Raw genomic sequence first — 18,643 nt, 5'->3', positions numbered from 1 at the left:
ATGCACGAGGACACCTGGCGCCGCTGGGCGGAACAGCTTTCGACCGGGCTCGTCCTGGCCGACGCCGGCCTGTGCGTGCGCTGGATCAACCCGGCGCTGGCCGAATGGCTGGCGCTCGGGCTGCGCGGCGTGGTCGGCCAGCCGCTCGCCAGCGTGTTGCCGCTACCCGGCCTGGACGCCCAGGCGGCGCGGGCCGGCGGGCGCGGGGCATCGGTGCAGTGGCGCGACCAGGTGCTGACCGCCGCCGACGGCGTCGACCGGCGCGTCGACGCCGCGCTGCAGGCCTGGGACGACGGGCAGTGGCTGGTGGAGGTCCATCTGCTGGGCGAACGCCCTCCCGACAGCCCACCGGTGTCGGCGACCCTGCGTGGCTTCGCGCACGAGGTGAAGAACCCCCTGGCCGGGCTGCGCGGTGCCGCGCAGCTGCTCCAGCGTCGGGTGGGCGATGCGGACTTGAAGGCGCTGGCCGGCGTGGTCATCGCCGAGGCGGACCGGCTGACGGCACTGGCCGACCGGCTGCTGCACCGCGACGGCGCCCCGCGCCGGACGGCCCTCAACATCCATGCGGTGCTCGAGCGGGTGGTCACGCTGCTGGCCGCCGAGCCCGCCCCGTTGATCGTGCACCAGGACTACGACCCCAGTTTGCCGGACCTGTGCGGCGACGCCGACCGCCTGCAGCAGTTGCTGCTGAACCTGGCGCGCAACGCGCGCGAGGCGGGCGCGCGCACGCTGGTCCTGCGCACCCGCGCCGAGCATGGCGTGCGACTGGGCGAGCGCATGCTGCGCACGGCGCTGCGCCTGGACGTGATCGACGACGGCGCGGGGGTGCCGCCCGCGTTGCGCGGGACGCTGTTCCAGCCGCTGGTCTCCGGTCGCGCCGACGGCACCGGCCTGGGCCTGGCGTTGGCCCGCGAGATCGCCAACGAACACGGTGGCGAACTGCGCCACGCCGGCACCGCCGGCGCCACCACGTTCACGCTGCTGTTGCCGCTCGAGCCCGAGGCGACGATCGGCCTTTCCGCGGCGGGCCCCGCACCGGAGGAAACGAGGCCGTGAGCCCCGAGGTGTGGATCGTCGACGACGACCGCAGCATCCGGTTCGTGCTGGCCGAGGCGCTGCGCGAGGCAGGACTGGACGTACGCGAGTTCGGCGACGTCGCCGCCGCGCGTGCAGCCCTGCGCGACGCGCGCCCGGCGCTGCTGCTGACCGACGTGCGCATGCCCGGCGAGGATGGCCTGGCTCTGCTCGGCGAGCTGGCGGCGCAAGGCATCGGGCCGGTGATCGTGATGAGCGCCTACACCGACGTCGCCACCACCGCCGCGGCCTACCGCGCCGGTGCGGTGGACTACCTGGCCAAGCCGTTCGACCTGGACCACGCGGTGGCGGTGGTGCACCGTGCGCTGACCGAGCAGCCGGCCGCGCCGCCGCCGGCCGCGCCGCCGCCCACGCACGCGCTGCTCGGCGAGAGCGCGCCGATGCGCGAAGTGTTCCGCCTGATCGGCCGGGTCGCCGCCAGCGACCTCAACGTGCTGGTGACCGGGGAAACCGGCACCGGCAAGGAGCTGGTCGCGCGCGCGCTGCACGAGGAGAGCGCGCGCCGTGCCAAGCCCTTCGTGGCGCTCAACACCGCGGCGATCCCCAGCGAGCTGCTGGAAAGCGAGCTTTTCGGACACGAGGCGGGCGCCTTCACCGGCGCGACGCGGCGTGTCGCCGGCCGCTTCGAGCAGGCCGAGGGCGGCACCCTGTTCCTGGACGAGATCGGCGACATGCCGTTGGCCCTGCAGACGCGCCTGCTGCGCGTGCTCGCCGGCGGCGAGTTCTACCGCGTCGGCGGTCGGGAGCTGATCCGCTGCAACGTGCGCATCGTCGCCGCCACCCACCAGGACCTGGACGCGCGCGTGGCCGCCGGCCAGTTTCGCGCCGACCTCAAGCACCGCCTGGACGTGGTCCGCATCGAGCTGCCGCCGCTGCGCGCGCGCCGCGGCGACGTGCCGATGCTGGCCCGGCATTTCCTCGCCGCCGCGGCGCAGGAACTCAAGCTGCCACCCAAGCGCTTCTCGCGCGCCGCACTGCGCGCGCTGGAGCAGCGCGACTTTCCCGGCAACGTGCGCGAACTGGAGAACCTGTGCCGGCGGCTGGCGGTGATCGCGCCCGGGACCGAGATCCAGGCGGGCGACCTGGGACCGGCCGGCGCCACCGCGGTGCCGGGCGACTGGACCCGCGCACTGCACGACTGGGCCAGCCGGGCGCTGGCACGCGGCGAACCGGACATCCACGCCCGCGCCCGCGAGGCGCTGGACCGCACCCTGCTGGAAGCGGCACTCGCCGCGCACGGAGGCCACCGCCAGCACGCCGCGGCCGCGCTGGGCGTGGGGCGCAACACGCTCACCCGCAAGCTCGGGGCCTCGCGCAAACGACGCAGCTAGCTGCGAAGTCGCGGGAGCGAGCTTGCTCGCGAGGCGCGGGTTCCTCTCGGCCCGGGACCGGGCAAAGGCATCGCGAGCAAGCTCGCTCCTGCAACAGCGGGGGCGGGACCGCATAATCGGAAACCCTTCCAGGTAGAACGCCATGTCCGAACCTCTCGCCATCCGCCGTGCCGCCCGTGCCGACATCCCCCACCTAGTCGACTGGAACGCCGCGATGGCGCAGGAGACCGAGGCCAAGGCGTTGGACCGCAGCGTGCTCGCGCGTGGCGTGGCGGGCGTGTTCGACGACCCGCGTCGCGGCTTCTACCTGGTAGCCGAACGCGGCGGCACGGCGGTCGGCAGCCTGCTGGTCACCTACGAGTGGAGCGACTGGCGCTGCGGCGACTTCTGGTGGATCCAGAGCGTCTACGTGGTGCCCGCGGCGCGGCGCGGCGGCGTGTTCCGCGCGCTGTACGCCGCCGTGCGCGACCAGGCGCGCGCCGCCGGCGCGGTCGGCCTGCGGCTCTACGTGGAGACGGAGAACCACCGCGCGCAGCGCACCTATGCCGAGCTCGGCATGGCGCGGTGCCACTACCTGATGTACGAGGAGCCGCTGCCGGCCTGACGCCGCGGCAGGCTCAGCGGCGCTGGGCGGCGAGGCGTTCGCCCAGCACGGCGGCCGCCATCGGCTCGCCGTAGAGGAAGCCCTGCAGTTGCGCGCAACCGGCCGCGCGCAGGTATTCCGCCTGGGCCCGCGTCTCCACGCCCTCGGCCACCACCACCTTGCCCAGGCTGCGCGCCATCGCGATGATCGCCTGGGTGATCGCCGCGGTGTCGCTGTCCGATTCGACGTCGCGCACGAAGGCGCGGTCGATCTTCAGCGCGTCGACCGGGAAGTGCTTGAGGTAGGACAGGCTGCAGTAGCCGGTGCCGAAATCGTCCAGCGAGAGCCGCACGCCGCAGCGGCGGATCCGCTGCAGCAGGGCGATGGTCGCGTCGCCGCCGGCCATCACCGTGCGCTCGGTCAGTTCCAGCTCCAGCAGCGACGGGTCCAGCGCGCACTCGGCCAGCACCGCCTCGAGCTCGGCCAGGAAGCCGGCATGCTGGAACTGCAGCGCCGAGACGTTGACCGCGACCGGCAGGCCCACGCCGCCGCGCTGCCAGCGATGGGCCTGGCGGCAGGCTTCGCGCAGCACCCAGGCGCCGAGCGGCACGATCAGGCCGGTGTCCTCGGCCACCGCGACGAACTGCTCGGTGGCACAGTGCGCCAAACCCTCGGCGCCCGGCCAGCGCAGCAGCGCCTCGGCGCCGACGATGCGTTCGTTCACGGCGTCGACCTTCGGCTGGTAGTGCAGTATGAGATCGCCGCGCGTCATCGCCCGGCGCAGCTCGGCCTCGATGCGCCGTCGCGCCGCCGCGCGCTCGTTCATCGAGGCGGTGAAGAAGCGATAGCCGTGGCGGCCGCCGATCTTGACCTCGTACATGGCGCTGTCCGCGTTGCGCAGTAGCGCGTCGGCATCCACCGCGTCGTCGGGGAACAGGCTGATGCCCACCGAGACGCGCAGCGCGAGTTCCGGCAGGCCGGGCACCGCGGTGTGCTCGCCGTAGGCGATCAGCCGCTGCGCGGCGCTGGCGGCCTGGCCCGGCGCCTGCACCTGCGGCAGCAGCACGACGAATTCGTCGCCGTGGTGGCGGCACAGCAGGTCGTCGTCGTGCAGCGCCTGGCGCAGTTGCGCGGCGAACGCGCGCAGCACGCGATCGCCGTTGGCGGGGCCGTGCTGCTCGTTGATGCGCTTGAAATGGTCGATGTCCAGGTAGAGCAGCGCGCAGCGCTGCTGGCGGCGGTGGGCGGTGGCGACCACGCGCTCGATGTGGCTCTGCAGCTGGCTGCGGTTGGGCAGCCCGGTCAGCGTATCGATCTGGCTCAGGTGGATCATTCGCAGCGCCAGCGAGCGCGTCTCGCTGACGTCGCGGAACACCAGCACGCCGCCGATGGCGTGGCCGGTGCGGTCGTGGATCGGGGCCGACGAGTCCTCGATCGGGGTTTCGAAGCCGTTGCGATGCAGCAGCAACGCCTTGCCCTCCAGGTCGACGATCGCGTTGCGCTCGATCGCCGCGCGCAGCGGATTGGCAAGCGGCGCGCCGGTGCGCGCGTCGCACAGGCGGAACACCTCGTCCATCGGCCGCCCGCGCGCCTCGCCCGCGCTCCAGCCGGTGAGCCCTTCGGCCACCGGGTTGAGCGCGGTGACACGCAGCTCCAGGTCGGCGGCGATCACCGCGTCGCCGATCGAGTTCAAGGTCACCTCGGCCAGCTCGCGTTCGCGGAACAGCGCCTCTTCGTACTGCTTGCGCTGGCTGATGTCCTGCACCTGCGATACGAAGTACAGCGGCTTGCCGTGCTCGTCGCGCACCAGCGAGACGCTGAGCTGGAAGTGCACGACGTGGCCGTCCTTGTGCAGGTTGCGCTTCTCCATCTGGTAGGCGTCGGTGCCGCCGGCGAGCATCTCGCGCAGGCGGGCCATGTCGTCGGCGTAGTCGTCCGGATGGGTGACGTCGGCGATGCTCAGGGTCAGGAATTCCTCCTCGCTGTAGCCGAGCATGCGGCACACCGCCTGGTTCACGCGCAGGAAGCGTCCGTCCGGGCGTACCAGCGCCATGCCGATGGCGGCGTGCTGGAAGGCGCCGAAGAAGCGCTGCTCGCTCTCGCGCAGCTTGAGCTCCAGCGCGTGCCGCTCGGTGATGTCGATCAGCACTGCGAACACGCCCTGCACGCGGCCGTGGGCGTCGGCGTCGGGCTGGAAGCTGGCGTGCATGTAGCGGTGCGCGCAACCGTCGAGCAGCACGCCGTCGACGGTGGCCGCCTGGCCGCCGAGCGCGCCGAGCAGCGCCTCGGTCACCCGCGCCGCGCTGGCGCCGTCGAGCAGCTCGCCCACCGCACGGCCGACCATGGCCTCCGGCGCCATACCGCCCCAGCGGCGCGGAGGCGTGTTGGCGAAGCGCACGCGCAGGTCGCCATCCAGATAGAGGACCAGCGCGGGGATCCCGCGCAGTACGTGCTCGGGCCAGTTCCGCACGGACTGGCCGACGTCTCCAGCCGGATCGGGCGGGGATCCGTCCGGTGCAAGAGGCTGCTTCATGGCTCCCCCGAGCGCACCGCCTGCTTTCGCGGCCATCATGCGCCTGTGGCCCGGCGGATGCCAGAAGCGCCCGCCGGCAGCGCCGAGCCGCCCCCCTCGGGGACGGTGCGCTAGTGCCGGCTGGCGGCCGGCGCGCCCAGGCCGTGCCGGCCGAGCACCACCCGGCCCTGCGCATGCAGCGCCGGCTCGATGCCGTAGCGGGCGGCGAGCACCGCCACCAGCGGCCCGAGTGCCTGCGGCGCCAGCGGGTAGCCGTGCGCGAGCGGCCGCGGCTGGCCGTCGGCGCCGGCCTGCGCGACGGTCACCGCCACCGTGCCCAGCCCCGGTGCCTCATGGGCGATCAGGCTCGGCGGCGCCGCCCCCGGGTCGGGCGGCGCCAGCGTTTCCAGCAGCCAGCCCTCGGCCGCCTCGCCGCACTCCAGCTGCAACGGCAGCCGGTGCGCGTGCAGCAGCGCCGCGTACTGGCGCAGCTCGAACACCAGCCCGGCGAAGGCATGCGCGCGCTCGCCCGGGGCGCCATCCTGCGCGGCCAGCCAGGCCGCCGGCGAGCCGGCGCGCACCACGCCGTCGGCGTAGTGCAGCGGCAGGCCACGCGCGCTGAGCGTGTGCTCCTCCCGGTAGGGCGTGAGCAGCGCGGTCTCCAGCAGCGTCCACAGCGGCGCCAGGTTGACGTGTTCGTACTGCACGCAGGTGAGCGCGAGCAGGTCGTTGCGGCTCAGGTAGCGGGCGTGCTCGAGTCGTATGCCGAGCGTGCGCATCAGCCAATCGGCGGTCCGCGCGCCGGCCTCGCCGCGGCCGACCAGCTCCACCTCGATCCGACCGGCCAGGGCTTGCGCCAGCGGCTCGGGCGCCAGGATCGAGAGCGGCACCAGCCGCAGCGCGCCGCCGGCGTGCTCGGGCTCCGGCTGCAGTGGCTGCGCCGGCATGCGGCCCTCGTGGGTGCCGAAGGCGACCACGTGCTCCAGGTGCCCGCGCGGCACGCGCCGGGCCAGTTCGTCGAGCGTTGCCCAGACCGGGAAACCGGGCCGCAGCAGCTCGACCGGGTCGAACAGCGCGCCGGCCAGCGCCAGTCGCGCCTCGCCCACGCCCGGCAGCAGCGCGTGCAGATCGGTGGCGACGCGCGCGGCCAGTTCGGCCGCGTCGTCGCGGCTCAAGGTGGCGGGAGGCACCTGGCCGGGCGACAGTTCCAGCGCGAGCACCGCGGGCAGGGCGACGGGCGGTTGCGCTTCCATCGAGGGCGATTCCGAACGGCAGGAAACCGCGAAGTATAGGACAGCCCACCCGTTCACGTTTCCGGGCTTCCGCCGCCTCGGCGTGCGGGTTAGCCTTGGGAACTCAAGCCGCAAGGACCCGCCCAGGACATGGAAAAAACCCTCAAGCGCGTCGGTGTGATCGGAGGCGTGCGCATCCCGTTCTGCCGCAACAACACGGCCTACGCCGACGTCGGCAATTTCGGCATGTCGGTGAAGGTGCTCGGGGCGCTGGTGGAGCGGTACGGGCTGCATGGGGTGGAGCTGGGCGAGGTCGCGCTGGGCGCGGTGATCAAGCACGCCGCCGACTGGAACCTCGCGCGCGAGGCGCTGCTCAGTTCGGGCCTGGCCCCGACCACGCCCGGCATCACCACCGCGCGTGCCTGCGGGACCTCGCTGGACAACGCCATCATCGTCGGCAACAAGATCGCCACCGGGCAGATCGAATCGGGCATCGCCGCCGGCTCGGACACCACCAGCGACGTGCCGATCGTGTACGGTGAGCGCCTGCGCAAGCGGCTGCTGGCGATCAACCGCGCCAAGGGCTGGCAGGACAAGCTCGCCGCCGCCACGCGCGGCTTCTCGCCGGCCGAGCTCAAGCCCTCGTTCCCGGGCGTGGCCGAGCCGCGTACCGGCATGTCGATGGGCGAGCATTGCGAGAAGATGGCGCGCGAGTGGCACATCGACCGGCAGTCGCAGGATGCGCTGGCGCTGGAGAGCCACCGCAAGCTCGCCGCCGCCTACGCGTCGGGTTTCATGGACGACCTGGTGATCCCGTTCCGCGGCGTGCGCCGCGACAACATCCTGCGCCCGGACACCAGCATGGAGAAGCTGGCCACCCTCAAGCCCGCGTTCGACCGCACCTCGGGCCACGGCACGCTCACCGCCGGCAACTCCACCGCGTTGTCCGACGGCGCCGCCGCGGTGCTGCTGGCCAGCGAAGACTGGGCCACGCGGCGCAACCTGCCGGTGCAGGCCTGGCTGCGCGATGCCGAGGTGGCGGCGGTCGACTTCGTCCACGGCGAGGGCCTGCTGATGGCGCCCACGGTGGCGGTCGCGCGGCTGCTCGCGCGCAACGGGCTGGCCCTGCAGGACTTCGACTTCTACGAGATCCACGAGGCGTTCGCCGCACAGGTGCTGTGCACGCTGCGCGCGTGGGAGAGCGCCGACTACTGCCGCAACCGGCTGGGCCTCTCCGCGCCGCTGGGCAGCATCGACCCGGCCAGGCTCAACGTGCACGGCTCCAGCCTGGCCACCGGGCACCCGTTCGCCGCCACCGGTGCGCGGCTGGTCGCTACGCTGGCCAAGGAGCTGGCGCAGAAGGGCTCCGGTCGCGGCCTGATCTCGGTGTGCACCGCCGGCGGCATGGGCGTGGTGGCGATCCTGGAGCGTTGATCCCGACCGGCCATGCCGCGCCTGCGCGTCACCACCGCCCTGAGCGTGCTGGCCCTGTTCGTCAGTGTCTGGGGCACGGACTGGCTGAGCGGCCTCACCGACGACTGGATCGGGCCACCCCCTCGGCCCGGCGCCGTCGCGGCGGCACGCTCGCGCCACGCCGCGTCCCGCCATCGCACCCATGCCGCGCCGCGCGTGGTGGGCGCGCAGCCAGACGTGGTGGCGCGCATCACGCCTCCGCCGGCGGTTCTTGTACCGCTCGAGATACCGCCCTCAGACGCGTCCTGGGCGAAGCTGCGCGGCCACCTCGATGGCCGCGTCGTGCTGGACGTCGCGACCGACGGCAGCGGGCGGGTGACTTCCGCGGACATCGCCCGGTCCAGCGGCGATCCGGTGCTCGACGCGCACGCCTTGGCCACCGTCCGGCACTGGCGCTTCGCGGTGCCGTCCGATGCACCCGAGGGGGTGCATGGTGAACTGCCGATGCGCTTCGACAGCGGCCCGCCCGCCACGCCGCCGTGAGCGGCACGGTGGACGGGAACGGCGGCTACAGGATGCCGCTGGCGCTCGAGCCGAAGGCGGTGATCAGGCGGGTGTAGATCAGCTTGGGCGACAGTGCCACGTCCGGGAAATCCCCGACCGGCTCGTAGCAGCTGTAGAAGTCCGGGTCACTGGGCCGCATCGGCGTGCAGCCGGGCTTGAGCTGGTAGCTGGTGGCGTAGCGGTAGGGCCAGAAGTCGAACAGCGGCAGCTTTTCCGAGACGTCGCCGATCACCTGGTTCAACGTGGTCAGCACCGGCACCACCGGCCGCCGCGGCGCGATCACCCAGGCGTTCTGCGGCTCGGTGTCGCGCAGGATCGCCGCCCGCACCTGCTCGGCGAAGCGCTGGTCGTAGACGATCACGCCCGCCTCGGTGTTGTAGTGGTCCGAGCGCGGATCGAAGTTGTGCGAGCCGACCATCGCGAAGCGGTCGTCCACCACGATCGACTTGGCGTGCAGGCCGAAGCGGCGCCCCTCGCTGACCAGCGGTGCCGGGCGCTGGCTGCTGCCGTGGCTGCCGAGCAGGCCGTGGCTCTCGGTGTCGACGAAACGCCGCGCCGGATCGCGTGCGGCGTCGCCGCTGGCGTGCCGGCCGTCGCCGACCCACTCCAGCGCGGCGCTGGCGTTTTCCGCCGCGACATCCGCCGCGTGCGGCTTCAGCTCGTAGATCTCGAAGCCGTAGTCCTTCAGGTAGCGCTTGCGGTGCTTGTAGGACACCCCGTAGACGACGAACGCATCGGTGGAGGCGAGCGAGTTGGTCGAGACCACGATCCGCGGCGGTGGGCTCGATCGGTGCAGCCGGTCGAAGATGCGTCGTGCGCGGCGGCTCATCACCAGGTAGGGCGTCTGCAGCACTACCTCGTGGCGGGCCGCGGCCACCATCCGCATCACGTGCGCGGTGAATTCGCGCGCGTGCCGCTTGAGTGGCTGGTCGGTCTTGCCCGGCAGGTCGCTGAAATACTCGACCTCGCGCGTGCGCAGGCTGTGCCCGAGCACGTGCATCTGCAGCCAGGCGGCATCCACCGCTTCCTGCTGCACCCGGTAGACCCGCTGCGGATGCTCGTAGCGCGGGGCCTGCCAGCCCGGCGCCCCGGGATGGGCGATCAGGTAGCGGTTGACGTCGCGCAGGTGGGTCAGCGGCACCGCGCGCTCGTGGTTCCAGAACAGCGCGAAGCTCGCCGCCATGGTGCGCGCCGCCGGTCCGCCGACCAGCACGTCGCGGTCGACGTAGTCGAAGTCGTCGTCCCAGTCGAAATAGCGATCCTGGTAGTTGCGCCCGCCGGTGATGCCGACCGTGTCGTCGACCAGCAGCAGCTTGTTGTGCATGCGCTGGTTGAAGCGGAAGAAGCAGCAGGCGATGCCGGCCGCCCATTCCAGCGGCGAGGTGTGCGCTTCCTGGAAGGTCGGGTTGTACAGGCGCACCTGCAGGTTGGGACTGGCGCGGGCGAGCCGCGCCAGCATGGGCACGTCGCCGAAGGCGGAGAGCTGGTCGGCCAGGATGCGCACCTGCACGCCGCGCCGCGCCGCCTGCACCAGTTCGTCCAGCATCAGCTGGCCGGTGTCGTCCTGGTCCCAGATGTAGGTCTGCACATCGATGCTGCGGCGGGCCGCGCGGATCAGGCTCAGCCGCGCGACCAGGGCCGGTTCGCTCTGGCCGAGCAGGGCGACCAGGTGCTGCGGGTGCTCCGGTGTGGACTGCGCCATCGCCTGCGCCGACGCCTGCAGCAGCGGCGAAGGTTGCGCACAGTGGTCGGCGCGCGTGCAGCCGGGCACCGCCGGCGCGGAAGCGGCGACGATCGCGTCCGCGCGGCGGATCTGCGCACGCGACAGCGCGCAACCGTCGAGTAGCGCGGTGGCGGCCAGCAGGGCGAGCAGGGCGATGCGGCGCAGGGGCATGCCGCGCATGATAAAGGCGGCAGGTGTCAGGCCGGGCGCGACTCAGTCCGGCGAGCGTTCCAGCGCGATCGACAACGCGAGCTCGACCCGGTCGGACAGCACCGCATGGTGGGCGTTCATGCCGAACTCGCTGCGCCTGAGCTGGCCATGTGCCTGGATCGTGCAGGCGTCGGCGGTGCAGCGCGCCGGCAGCAGCACGAAGCGCATCGGCCGGGTGATGCCGCGCAGGGTCAGCTGGCCATCCAGCACGCCGCCGGCATCGAGCACGTTGCCCGGCACCGGTGCGGAAACGAACCGCAGCACCGGATGCCGCGCGGCATCGAAGAACTCCTCGCCGAGCACCCACTGGCGCAGCCGGGTCGAGTCCATCGCCAGGCTGTTCACCGCGATCTGCGCATTGACCACCGCGTTACCGCCGGCGCGCGGTTCGACCGTGCCCTCCACCTGCTCGAAGCGTCCGCGGACCGTGTGCAGCCAGAACAGCCGCACGCCGAAATCGGCATGCGAATAGCGGCTGTCGATGTGCCACTGGCCGGTGACGGCGGCCGCGGCGAACGACGCCAGGCCGAGCGCCAGCAGCAGGCCGCCGCGAACCGCCGCGTGCATCAGGGCGACCAGAACGCGTCCAGCCGTGCGTTGCCCGGCTCCAGCACGCCTTGCAGGTGCAGCACCGCCAGCCCGGCCGGTGGCATGCCGCGGAATTCGTCCGAACGCCCCTCCACCAGCAGCGCCACCAGCCGCTCGATGCCCGGGTTGTGGCCGACCAGCAGCACGCAGCGCGCGTCGGCGTGCTGGTCGAGCAGTGCCAGCAGCTCGCCCGGCGTGGCGTCGTAGATCTCCTCGGCCAAGCCGATCGCCGCGACGGGGGCGAACGCCTGCACGGCCAGCTCGGCGGTGTGGCGGGCGCGCTGCGCCGGCGAGCACAGCACGCGGTCGGGCCGTACGCCGTGCGCCGCCAGCCAGCGGCCGGCGGCGCGCGCTTCCTGTTCGCCGCGTGCGCTGAGCGCGCGATCGCGGTCGCCGTCGCCCGCTGTAGGGGGCAGGGCCTCGGCGTGGCGCAGCAGGATCAGTTCATGCATGGCGGTTCCCGGTCAGTGCTGGCGCTTGAGCCAGCGCAGCAGGGGCAGCCAGTCCTGCTGCTGGCTGCGCACCTGCTCGGAGTGGTAGTCGAAGATGCCCTTGCCCAGCGCGGTCAGCAGCACGTACGCCTGGCTGTCGCGCAGTTGCGCGGTCACCGGAAAGGGCGCGGCCTCGGCAAGCTGCGCCAGCGCGTCCTGGCTGGCATGGGTCCAGGGTTTGAGGCGATTGCCGACCAGCGCGACCGCCAGCTTGCCGCGCCTGACCTGCGCCATGGCGGCCAGCTGCGCGAGGAAGTCCAGCGTGGCATGCAGGTCGAAGGAAGACGGCAGGACCGGCACCAGCGCCACGCTGACCTGGTCGAGCAGGGGCTCGAGCTCGCGTTCGCCCACCCCCGCCGGCGTGTCGACCAGCACGCGCTCGGTATCCGGCGGCAGCCGATGCAGGCCGCGGCGACCCTCCAGCCCGAGCACTCCAGGCATGCCTTCCGGGCGCAGCGTGGCCCAGCGGTAGCTGGATCCCTGGCGGTCGGTATCGACAATCGCCGTGCGCTTGCCTTGCTGCGCCCAGTGCGATGCCAGCTGGGTCACCAGCGTGCTCTTGCCGCACCCGCCCTTGCTGCTTGCCACCAGCACGGTCAGCATCGGACCACCCCCGTTCGGAAAGCTTGGGGGCAAGGGTAGCTTGCCGATGCGGAGCGGGGAACCGGGCTCGAGGCCGAGCCCGGCCGGCGGCCCCGGCAAACGCGGGCCCGCTCACGTTTCGGTGGGGGGCGCGCCGCTCACGGAGCCGTGCGCCGGCTTCGGCGGCTCCCACCCGGCGGGCGGCTCCGCCGGCAGGCCCGCCTTGCGCAAGGCCGCCAGCATCAGGCTCATCTCGGTGCCGCCGCCGCGGGCCAGCGCGAGCAGCTGCAGCGCGAGCGCCCGGTCGCCCGGTGCGCGGGCGGCCAGGCCCGCGAACTGCTGCACCTGCCAGACCAGGGCGCGCCGTTCGCGACGCGCCTGTTCGCGTTCATCATCGTTCGCGGCCAGCTGCTCGCGCAGGTGCAGCCCGAGCGAACGGGCCAGCGGGCTGGAGCCCCATTCGAGTGTCTTGGCCAGTCGCCGGCAGTCGGCGACCAGCGCCGCGTCGTCGCCGGCGTCCTCGCACAGCCGCGCCGCGGCAGGCAGGGCAGGCTGCGGCTGCATGCCGGCGATGCCGTACACGATCATCGCCTGCACGCCGGCGGCGCCGGCAGCGGCGTCGGGGTCGAGCGTGGCCTGCGGTGGCGGCAGCAGGCTGACGCCGTCGGCCAGCGCCTTCAGGCTGGTCCCCGTGTAGTCGTCGTACAGCGTGGCCTGCGCCGCGCGGGCGAGATCGGCGCGGGCCTCCGCCGATTTGCCGTTGCGCACGTCCTGGCCGAGCTCGAGCAGCCACACCGCGGCGTTGTCGGGGGCTTCCTCGAGCAGCGCGGCGAGTGCAGCGGCGTCGGGGCAGGCGTCGGCGCGGGCATCGCAGTCGGCCAGTTGAACCCAGCGCTGCGCGGGGCCGTGACCGGGTGCGGCGACGGCGCGGCCGATCAGGCTGTGGAAGTCGTTCCACTTCGGCTGCCCGTCCAGCGGCCGCGCCAGCAGCGCGGCGCCGAGCAGCGGCATCGCGTCGGCCCGCGGCGCCAGCACGCTGACCAGGTCGCGCTGGAAGGCCAGCAGGGCGGCGGTACGCTGCTGCCGGGCATCGTGTACGGCCCTCTTCGCCGGTGTCGTCGCGGAGCTGGCGGCCGCAGCGAGCGTGCAGGCGAGGACGAGGATCAGTTGACGCAGTCCCGGCATCGCGTTTTCCTTGCATGGAATCGAGGCGGCAGCATAGCGGGCAAGGATTAAGCCAGCCTGATCCCCCGGCCCGGCGCCACGTGCGCCGGCCGTCAGGGCGGTTAGCATGACCGCTTCCCCGACGCGCACGCGCGCGTCCCGCGAAACGACCGGAGAGAAGCCGTGGAGCAGTTTTCGAGGTTGGCCGACGCCCAGGCGGCGCCGTGGTTCGTCGGCTGGGGCACGCTGGCGCTGATCAATGCCGGCCTGGCGCAGGGCAAGAACCGCAGCGGCCTGTTGTGGTTCCTGCTGTCGCTGCTGTTCGGGCCGGTCGCCACGCTGGTGGTGGTGCTGCTGCCGAAAGTGCGGCAGAAGATGTTCTGACCGCCGGCAGGAGCGGGCTTGCCCGCGACGCCGTTCGCTCCAGTGCGCGTGGGAGCCAAGGCACCGCGGGCACGCGCGCTCCTACGGCGGAGGGATGCGCTTACTCGCCCAGTGCCTCGCGCATGAACTCCGGTTGCGCCAATGCGGCGCGATGCGTCTCGGCGTTGTAGTAGCGGGTGGGGAAGTTCTTGCTCAGCGCGCCGCGCTCGCGGAAGCCGGACAGGTCGCCACCCTTGCGCGCCATCGTGCAGCTCCACCAGCCGGTCGGGTAGCACGGCTGCGGGAATGGCAGCGTCTTCACCGCGGCGAAGCCCGAGGTGCGCATGGCCGAGCGCATCGACTTGATCAATTCCAGGTGCACCAGCGGCGATTCGCTCTGCTGCACCAGGATGCCGCCGTGGCGCAGCGCCTTGTGGCAGCTGGCGTAGAAGGCGGCGTTAAACAGGCCCTCGGCCGGGCCCACCGGATCGGTCGAGTCGACGATGACGAGGTCCAGCGAGTCCGGCTCGCACTCGGCCATGTACTTGATGCCGTCGATGAACAGCAGCTCGGCGCGCGGGTCGGCATTGGACTCGCACAGTTCCGGGAAGTACTGCTCGGCCAGGCGGGTCACCCGCTCGTCGATCTCCACCTGCACCGCGTGCTCGACTTCCTCGTGCTTGAGCACCTCGCGCAGCGTGCCGCAGTCGCCGCCGCCGATGATCACCACGCGCTTGGCGCGCGCATGGGTGAACAGCGCCGGGTGGGTCATCATCTCGTGGTACAGGAAGTTGTCGCGGCTGGTCAGCATCACGCAGCCGTCGATCACCATCAGCTTGCCCCAGTCGGTGGTCTGGTAGATCTCGATGGTCTGGAACGGCGTCTTCTCCGCGTGCAGCAGCTTCTCCACCCGGTAGCCGATGGAGGAGCCGGAGGTCTGGTGGGCCTCGGTGAACCAGCTGAGTTGCGACATGGCGCTGTCCTGCGTGGGATGCGTGAAAAGGGCGGCATTGTAGCGGCAACCGTGCGCGCACACCGTGGCGTTGACCGCAGGTTGCCCCGCGCCCGCTACAATGCGCGCCCGACGGCCCCGCGCCGTCCGTGCCCATCCGGCCCCGCGGCGTGCGAGGCTTCCGGCCGGCGGGCCTTCCGCTCACCCGAGCATGCCGTCAAGGCTCGCCGCTGCGACGACGCAAGGACCCCGTTTGCACGAGGAGACCCGATCCATGTCCGAGTCCTGGACCGTCGACGCCGCCCGCCAGCTCTACGCGGTGCCCTACTGGAGCGACGGCTACGTCGACGTCGATGCCGCCGGCCGCATCGTGATGCGCCCGCGCGGCGCGCAGGGCCCGGCCCTGCCGCTGACGCAGATCGTCGAGCAGGCCCGCGCGCAGGGTCTGCGCCTGCCGCTGCTGGTGCGTTTTCCCGACATCCTCGCCCATCGCCTCAAGCGCATGCAGGGTGCGTTCGCCCGGGCCATCGAGGAGACCGGCTACGGCGGTGGCTACACCGCGATCTACCCAATCAAGGTCAACCAGCAGCGCGGGGTGGTGGAGGAACTGGTCGCCGCCGGCAGCCGGGGCTTCGGCCTGGAGGCCGGCTCGAAGCCGGAACTGATGGCGGTGCTGGCGCTGGCGCGGCCCGGCTCCATCGTGATCTGCAACGGCTACAAGGATCGCCAGTACATCCGGCTGGCGCTGATCGGGCGCAAGCTCGGCCTGCGCGTGTTCATCGTGATCGAGAAGCTCTCCGAACTCGAGCACGTGTTCGCCGAGGCCGCGGCGCTCGGCGTCGAGCCGCTGCTCGGCGTGCGCGTGCGGCTGGCCTCGATCGGCGCGGGCAAGTGGCAGAACACCGGCGGCGACAAGGGCAAATTCGGCCTCTCGCCGACCCAGGTGCTGGCGCTGATCACGCGGCTGGAGCAGGCCGGCCTCAAGCACACGCTCAGGCTGCAGCACTTCCACATGGGTTCGCAGATCTCCAACGTGCGCGACATCGCCAACGGCATGCGCGAGGCGACGCGCTACTTCGTCGAGCTCTCGCGCATGGGCGTGCCGCTCGAGATCGTAGACGTGGGCGGCGGACTGGGCGTGGACTACGAGGGTTCGCGCTCGCGCAGCCACAATTCGATCAACTACTCGATGGAGCAGTACGCGGCGACCATCGTGCAGTCGCTGGCCGAAGCGGTCGTCGCCGAGGGTCTTTCCGCGCCGCACATCCTCACCGAGGCCGGCCGCGCGATGACCGCGCACCATGCGGTGCTGGTCTCCGACGTCACCGAGGTGGAGGAGGTGCCGACCGGCGCCATGCCGCCGCCGCGCGAAGGCGAACCGGCGGTGCTGCGCCACCTGCGCGAGGTGCATGCGGCGCTGGGCGAGCGCCCGCCGCTGGAGCTCTATCACGAGGCGCAGCACCACCTGGCCGAGGGCCAGTCGTTGTACGCGCTGGGCCAGCTCGGCCTGGCCGACCGCGCGCGCCTTGACGAGATGTTCTACCTGATCGCCAATGCCGTGCGCACGCGGCTCTCGCCCGGGGAGCGCGCGCACCGGCAGGTGCTGGACGAGCTGGACGAGAAGCTGGTCGACAAGTACTTCCTCAACTTCTCGGTGTTCGAGTCGGTCCCGGACATCTGGGCGATCGACCAGATCTTCCCTATCGCGCCGATCGCCCGCCTGGACGAGCCGCCGACGCGGCGCGGCGTGATCGTCGACCTCACCTGCGACTCGGACGGGCGCATCGACGACTACGTCGACGCCGAGGGCGTCGACGTGAGCCTGCCGCTGCATCGCCTCCGCCCGGGCGAGAGCTACTGCCTGGGCCTGTTCATGGTCGGCGCCTACCAGGAGACGCTGGGCGACATCCACAACCTGTTCGGCGACACCGACGCGGTGAACGTGCGCGCCGACGGCGAGGGCTACGTGTTCGACCATGTGCGCCGCGGCGATACCACCGACGTGATGCTGGACTACGTGGGCTACGACCTGGCGGCATTGCGGTGCAGCTACCGCGAGCGCATCGCCGCCGCGGGCGTGCAGGGCGAGGCGGCGGAGGCGCTCTACCGCGATCTGGATGCCGGCCTGACCGCCTACACCTACCTCGCCGACTGAACGGCACGGCAGGGCCTCACGGGCCACCTGCACCAAGGTCCGATGGCGCCCGCCCGCCGCGCGCCTACAATCGTGCGCTCCCCACTGCGGAGCACAGCCATGGGCAGTCTCGACGGCAAGGTCGCCCTCGTCACCGGCGCGGCCAGCGGCATCGGCAAGGCGATCGCCGAGCGCTACGCGCGCGAGGGCGCCGCCGTGGCGATCGCCGACATCGACCGGCAGGCGGCCGATGCCGCCGCCGCCGCGATCCGGGCCGCCGGCGGCCGCGCCGTGGGCGTGGCGATGGACGTCACCGACGAGCCGGCGGTCGATGCCGGCACCGACGCGGTGGTGCAGGCGTTCGGCGCGCTGGACATCCTCGTCTCCAACGCGGGCGTGCAGATCGTCAACCCGATCGAGAGCTTCGCCTTCGCGGCCTGGAAGAAGATGCTGGCGATCCATCTGGACGGCGCCTTCCTCACCACCCGCGCGGCGCTCCGGCACATGTACAGGGACGACCGCGGCGGCACCGTGATCTACATGGGTTCGGTGCACTCGCACGAGGCCTCGGTGCTGAAGGCGCCCTACGTCACCGCCAAGCACGGCCTGCTCGGCCTGGCCCGCACGCTGGCCAAGGAGGGCGCGCCGCACAACGTGCGTTCGCACGTGATCTGCCCGGGCTTCGTGCGCACGCCGCTGGTGGAGAAGCAGATCCCCGAGCAGGCGAGGGAACTCGGCCTCAGCGAGGAGGAGGTGATCCGCAACGTGATGCTCAGGCACACCGTCGACGGCGTGTTCACCACGCTGGAGGATGTGGCGCAGACGGCGTTGTTCCTGGCCGCCTTCCCCAGCGCGGCGCTGACCGGGCAGAGCATCACCGTCAGCCACGGCTGGCACATGCGGTAGTAACCGCTGCTGCCTGCCGACGCGCGCTTCTGCGCGCCGCAGCGGGTCAGTCGCGGTGCACCTGGAAGCCGGCGAAGGACTGGCTGACGGGCATCAGCTCGATGCGGTTGATGTTGAGGTGCGGCGGCAGGGTGGCGATCCACCACAGCGTCTCGGCGATGTCGCCGGCGGTGATCGGCTGCGCGCCGGCATAGAGCCTGTCGGACGCGGCCTGGTCGCCGCCGGTACGCACCAGGGTGAACTCGGTCTGCGCCATGCCCGGCTCCACCGAGGTCACGCGCACGCCGGTGCCGTGCAGGTCCGAGCGCAGGCCGAGCGAGAACTGCGAGACGAAGGCCTTGGTGCCGCCGTACACGTTGCCGCCCGGGTAGGGATAGGTGCTGGCGGTGGAGCTGATGTTGACGATCGCGCCGCGGCGCTCGATCAGCGTCGGCAGCAGCAGGCGGGTCAGCGTCACCAGCGCGGTGACGTTGGTGTCGATCATCTGCTTCCACTGCGCGAGGTCCGCCTGCTGCGCGGGGGCGGTGCCCAGCGCCAGCCCGGCGTTGTTCACCAGCAGGTCCACGCCGGCGAAGGCGGGCGGCAGTGCGGCATGCGCCGAGCGCATGGCGGCTTCGTCGCGGATGTCGAACGCCGCCACGTGCACGCGCTCGGCGCCGTGGCGTTCCACCAGCGGCTGCAGGCGCTCGGCGCGGCGGGCACTGGCGATCACCCGCCAGCCGCCGGCGACGAAGCGCTCCACGCTGGCGGCACCGAAACCGGAACTGGCGCCGGTGATCCAGGCCGTGCGCACGGTCATC

The 18,643-nt window shown here is 72.2% G+C and carries 17 protein-coding genes; 8 read left to right on the top strand and 9 right to left on the bottom strand.

The features are described 5' to 3' along the window. The 3 genes from WAT24_RS00155 (at position 1) to WAT24_RS00145 (ending at position 3,030) form a co-directional block, all read left to right on the top strand. Positions 1-1,056 (top strand): two-component system sensor histidine kinase NtrB, encoded by a 1,056-nt coding sequence (locus tag WAT24_RS00155; protein ID WP_336805785.1) that lies wholly within the window; start codon positions 1-3, stop codon positions 1,054-1,056. Beyond that, positions 1,053-2,426 carry a nitrogen regulation protein NR(I) gene (gene ntrC, locus WAT24_RS00150; protein WP_336805784.1) on the top strand — a complete coding sequence of 458 codons (1,374 nt, stop codon included), beginning with the start codon at positions 1,053-1,055 and terminating at the stop codon, positions 2,424-2,426. The genes WAT24_RS00155 and ntrC overlap by 4 nt, the downstream gene beginning before the upstream one ends. A gap of 142 nt (positions 2,427-2,568) precedes the next feature. Beyond that, positions 2,569-3,030, top strand: a complete 462-nt coding sequence (locus WAT24_RS00145) for a GNAT family N-acetyltransferase (protein ID WP_336805783.1) — start codon at positions 2,569-2,571, stop codon at positions 3,028-3,030. Positions 3,031-3,043: 13 nt separating this feature from the next. Here the strand turns inward: WAT24_RS00145 and WAT24_RS00140 are convergent, their stop codons facing one another. Both WAT24_RS00140 and WAT24_RS00135 read right to left on the bottom strand, forming a co-directional pair. Next, positions 3,044-5,479, bottom strand: coding sequence for a sensor domain-containing protein (locus WAT24_RS00140; RefSeq protein ID WP_336805782.1), 2,436 nt, complete (start codon positions 5,477-5,479; stop codon positions 3,044-3,046). A 173-nt stretch (positions 5,480-5,652) separates the two neighbouring features. After that, positions 5,653-6,774, bottom strand: coding sequence for a hypothetical protein (locus WAT24_RS00135; RefSeq protein WP_336805781.1), 1,122 nt, complete (start codon positions 6,772-6,774; stop codon positions 5,653-5,655). A gap of 129 nt (positions 6,775-6,903) precedes the next feature. Between WAT24_RS00135 and WAT24_RS00130 the strand changes: the two genes are divergently transcribed. Together WAT24_RS00130 and WAT24_RS00125 are read left to right on the top strand one after the other, a co-directional pair. Continuing rightward, the gene (locus WAT24_RS00130; RefSeq protein WP_336805780.1) at positions 6,904-8,187 is read left to right on the top strand and encodes an acetyl-CoA C-acetyltransferase; all 1,284 of its coding nucleotides are present in this window, start codon (positions 6,904-6,906) and stop codon (positions 8,185-8,187) included. Positions 8,188-8,199: 12 nt separating this feature from the next. After that, entirely contained in the window at positions 8,200-8,709 is a 510-nt protein-coding gene (locus WAT24_RS00125) for an energy transducer TonB family protein (RefSeq protein WP_336805779.1), read from the top strand. A 25-nt stretch (positions 8,710-8,734) separates the two neighbouring features. Here WAT24_RS00125 and WAT24_RS00120 read toward each other — a convergent pair whose 3' ends face one another. From WAT24_RS00120 to WAT24_RS00100, 5 genes are all read right to left on the bottom strand, one after another. Beyond that, positions 8,735-10,624: a phospholipase D-like domain-containing protein gene (locus WAT24_RS00120; RefSeq protein WP_336805778.1), complete on the bottom strand. Its 1,890-nt coding sequence runs from the start codon at positions 10,622-10,624 to the stop codon at positions 8,735-8,737. 42 nt (positions 10,625-10,666) lie between these two features. Continuing rightward, positions 10,667-11,230 (bottom strand): YceI family protein, encoded by a 564-nt coding sequence (locus tag WAT24_RS00115; RefSeq protein WP_336805777.1) that lies wholly within the window; start codon positions 11,228-11,230, stop codon positions 10,667-10,669. Then, positions 11,230-11,703 carry a SixA phosphatase family protein gene (locus tag WAT24_RS00110; protein ID WP_336805776.1) on the bottom strand — a complete coding sequence of 158 codons (474 nt, stop codon included), beginning with the start codon at positions 11,701-11,703 and terminating at the stop codon, positions 11,230-11,232. Before WAT24_RS00110 ends, WAT24_RS00115 begins: the two co-directional genes overlap by 1 nt. A 12-nt stretch (positions 11,704-11,715) precedes the next feature. Beyond that, positions 11,716-12,345, bottom strand: a complete 630-nt coding sequence (locus WAT24_RS00105) for a nucleotide-binding protein (protein WP_336805775.1) — start codon at positions 12,343-12,345, stop codon at positions 11,716-11,718. Between the two features lie 111 nt (positions 12,346-12,456). Further along, entirely contained in the window at positions 12,457-13,509 is a 1,053-nt protein-coding gene (locus WAT24_RS00100) for a hypothetical protein (protein WP_336805774.1), read from the bottom strand. A 162-nt stretch (positions 13,510-13,671) separates the two neighbouring features. Here WAT24_RS00100 and WAT24_RS00095 point away from each other — a divergent pair, with 162 nt between their 5' ends. Then, positions 13,672-13,872: an antitermination protein NusB gene (locus WAT24_RS00095; RefSeq protein ID WP_336805773.1), complete on the top strand. Its 201-nt coding sequence runs from the start codon at positions 13,672-13,674 to the stop codon at positions 13,870-13,872. 100 nt (positions 13,873-13,972) lie between these two features. Here the strand turns inward: WAT24_RS00095 and speE are convergent, their stop codons facing one another. Next, on the bottom strand, positions 13,973-14,824 hold the full coding sequence (gene speE / locus WAT24_RS00090) for a polyamine aminopropyltransferase (RefSeq protein ID WP_336805772.1): 852 nt from the start codon (positions 14,822-14,824) through the stop codon (positions 13,973-13,975). A gap of 253 nt (positions 14,825-15,077) precedes the next feature. Here speE and speA point away from each other — a divergent pair, with 253 nt between their 5' ends. Both speA and WAT24_RS00080 read left to right on the top strand, forming a co-directional pair. Next, positions 15,078-16,958: a biosynthetic arginine decarboxylase gene (gene speA, locus WAT24_RS00085; RefSeq protein WP_336805771.1), complete on the top strand. Its 1,881-nt coding sequence runs from the start codon at positions 15,078-15,080 to the stop codon at positions 16,956-16,958. A gap of 99 nt (positions 16,959-17,057) precedes the next feature. Next, a complete protein-coding gene (locus WAT24_RS00080) occupies positions 17,058-17,843 on the top strand; it encodes a 3-hydroxybutyrate dehydrogenase (protein ID WP_336805770.1) in 786 nt (261 codons plus the stop codon). A gap of 46 nt (positions 17,844-17,889) precedes the next feature. Here the strand turns inward: WAT24_RS00080 and WAT24_RS00075 are convergent, their stop codons facing one another. Beyond that, the gene (locus WAT24_RS00075; RefSeq protein ID WP_336805769.1) at positions 17,890-18,642 is read right to left on the bottom strand and encodes an SDR family NAD(P)-dependent oxidoreductase; all 753 of its coding nucleotides are present in this window, start codon (positions 18,640-18,642) and stop codon (positions 17,890-17,892) included. Position 18,643: the final 1 nt, after the last annotated feature.

Origin of the sequence: Fulvimonas yonginensis, assembly GCF_037137055.1 — a bacterium.
GTDB lineage: Bacteria > Pseudomonadota > Gammaproteobacteria > Xanthomonadales > Rhodanobacteraceae > Frateuria_A > Frateuria_A yonginensis.
This window is presented reverse-complemented; position numbering and strand designations above follow the sequence as displayed.

Bases quoted from the DNA above. Each gene is read 5' to 3' on its own strand.
- WAT24_RS00155 (WP_336805785.1), top strand. From the start codon at position 1: ATGCACGAGGACACCTGGCGCCGCTGGGCGGAACAGCTTTCGACCGGG.
- WAT24_RS00145 (WP_336805783.1), top strand. From the start codon at position 2,569: ATGTCCGAACCTCTCGCCATCCGCCGTGCCGCCCGTGCCGACATCCCC.
- WAT24_RS00135 (WP_336805781.1), bottom strand. From the start codon at position 6,774: ATGGAAGCGCAACCGCCCGTCGCCCTGCCCGCGGTGCTCGCGCTGGAA.
- WAT24_RS00130 (WP_336805780.1), top strand. From the start codon at position 6,904: ATGGAAAAAACCCTCAAGCGCGTCGGTGTGATCGGAGGCGTGCGCATC.
- WAT24_RS00125 (WP_336805779.1), top strand. From the start codon at position 8,200: ATGCCGCGCCTGCGCGTCACCACCGCCCTGAGCGTGCTGGCCCTGTTC.
- WAT24_RS00120 (WP_336805778.1), bottom strand. From the start codon at position 10,624: ATGCCCCTGCGCCGCATCGCCCTGCTCGCCCTGCTGGCCGCCACCGCG.
- WAT24_RS00115 (WP_336805777.1), bottom strand. From the start codon at position 11,230: ATGCACGCGGCGGTTCGCGGCGGCCTGCTGCTGGCGCTCGGCCTGGCG.
- WAT24_RS00110 (WP_336805776.1), bottom strand. From the start codon at position 11,703: ATGCATGAACTGATCCTGCTGCGCCACGCCGAGGCCCTGCCCCCTACA.
- WAT24_RS00105 (WP_336805775.1), bottom strand. From the start codon at position 12,345: ATGCTGACCGTGCTGGTGGCAAGCAGCAAGGGCGGGTGCGGCAAGAGC.
- WAT24_RS00100 (WP_336805774.1), bottom strand. From the start codon at position 13,509: ATGCCGGGACTGCGTCAACTGATCCTCGTCCTCGCCTGCACGCTCGCT.
- speE (WP_336805772.1), bottom strand. From the start codon at position 14,824: ATGTCGCAACTCAGCTGGTTCACCGAGGCCCACCAGACCTCCGGCTCC.
- speA (WP_336805771.1), top strand. From the start codon at position 15,078: ATGTCCGAGTCCTGGACCGTCGACGCCGCCCGCCAGCTCTACGCGGTG.
- WAT24_RS00080 (WP_336805770.1), top strand. From the start codon at position 17,058: ATGGGCAGTCTCGACGGCAAGGTCGCCCTCGTCACCGGCGCGGCCAGC.
- WAT24_RS00075 (WP_336805769.1), bottom strand. From the start codon at position 18,642: ATGACCGTGCGCACGGCCTGGATCACCGGCGCCAGTTCCGGTTTCGGT.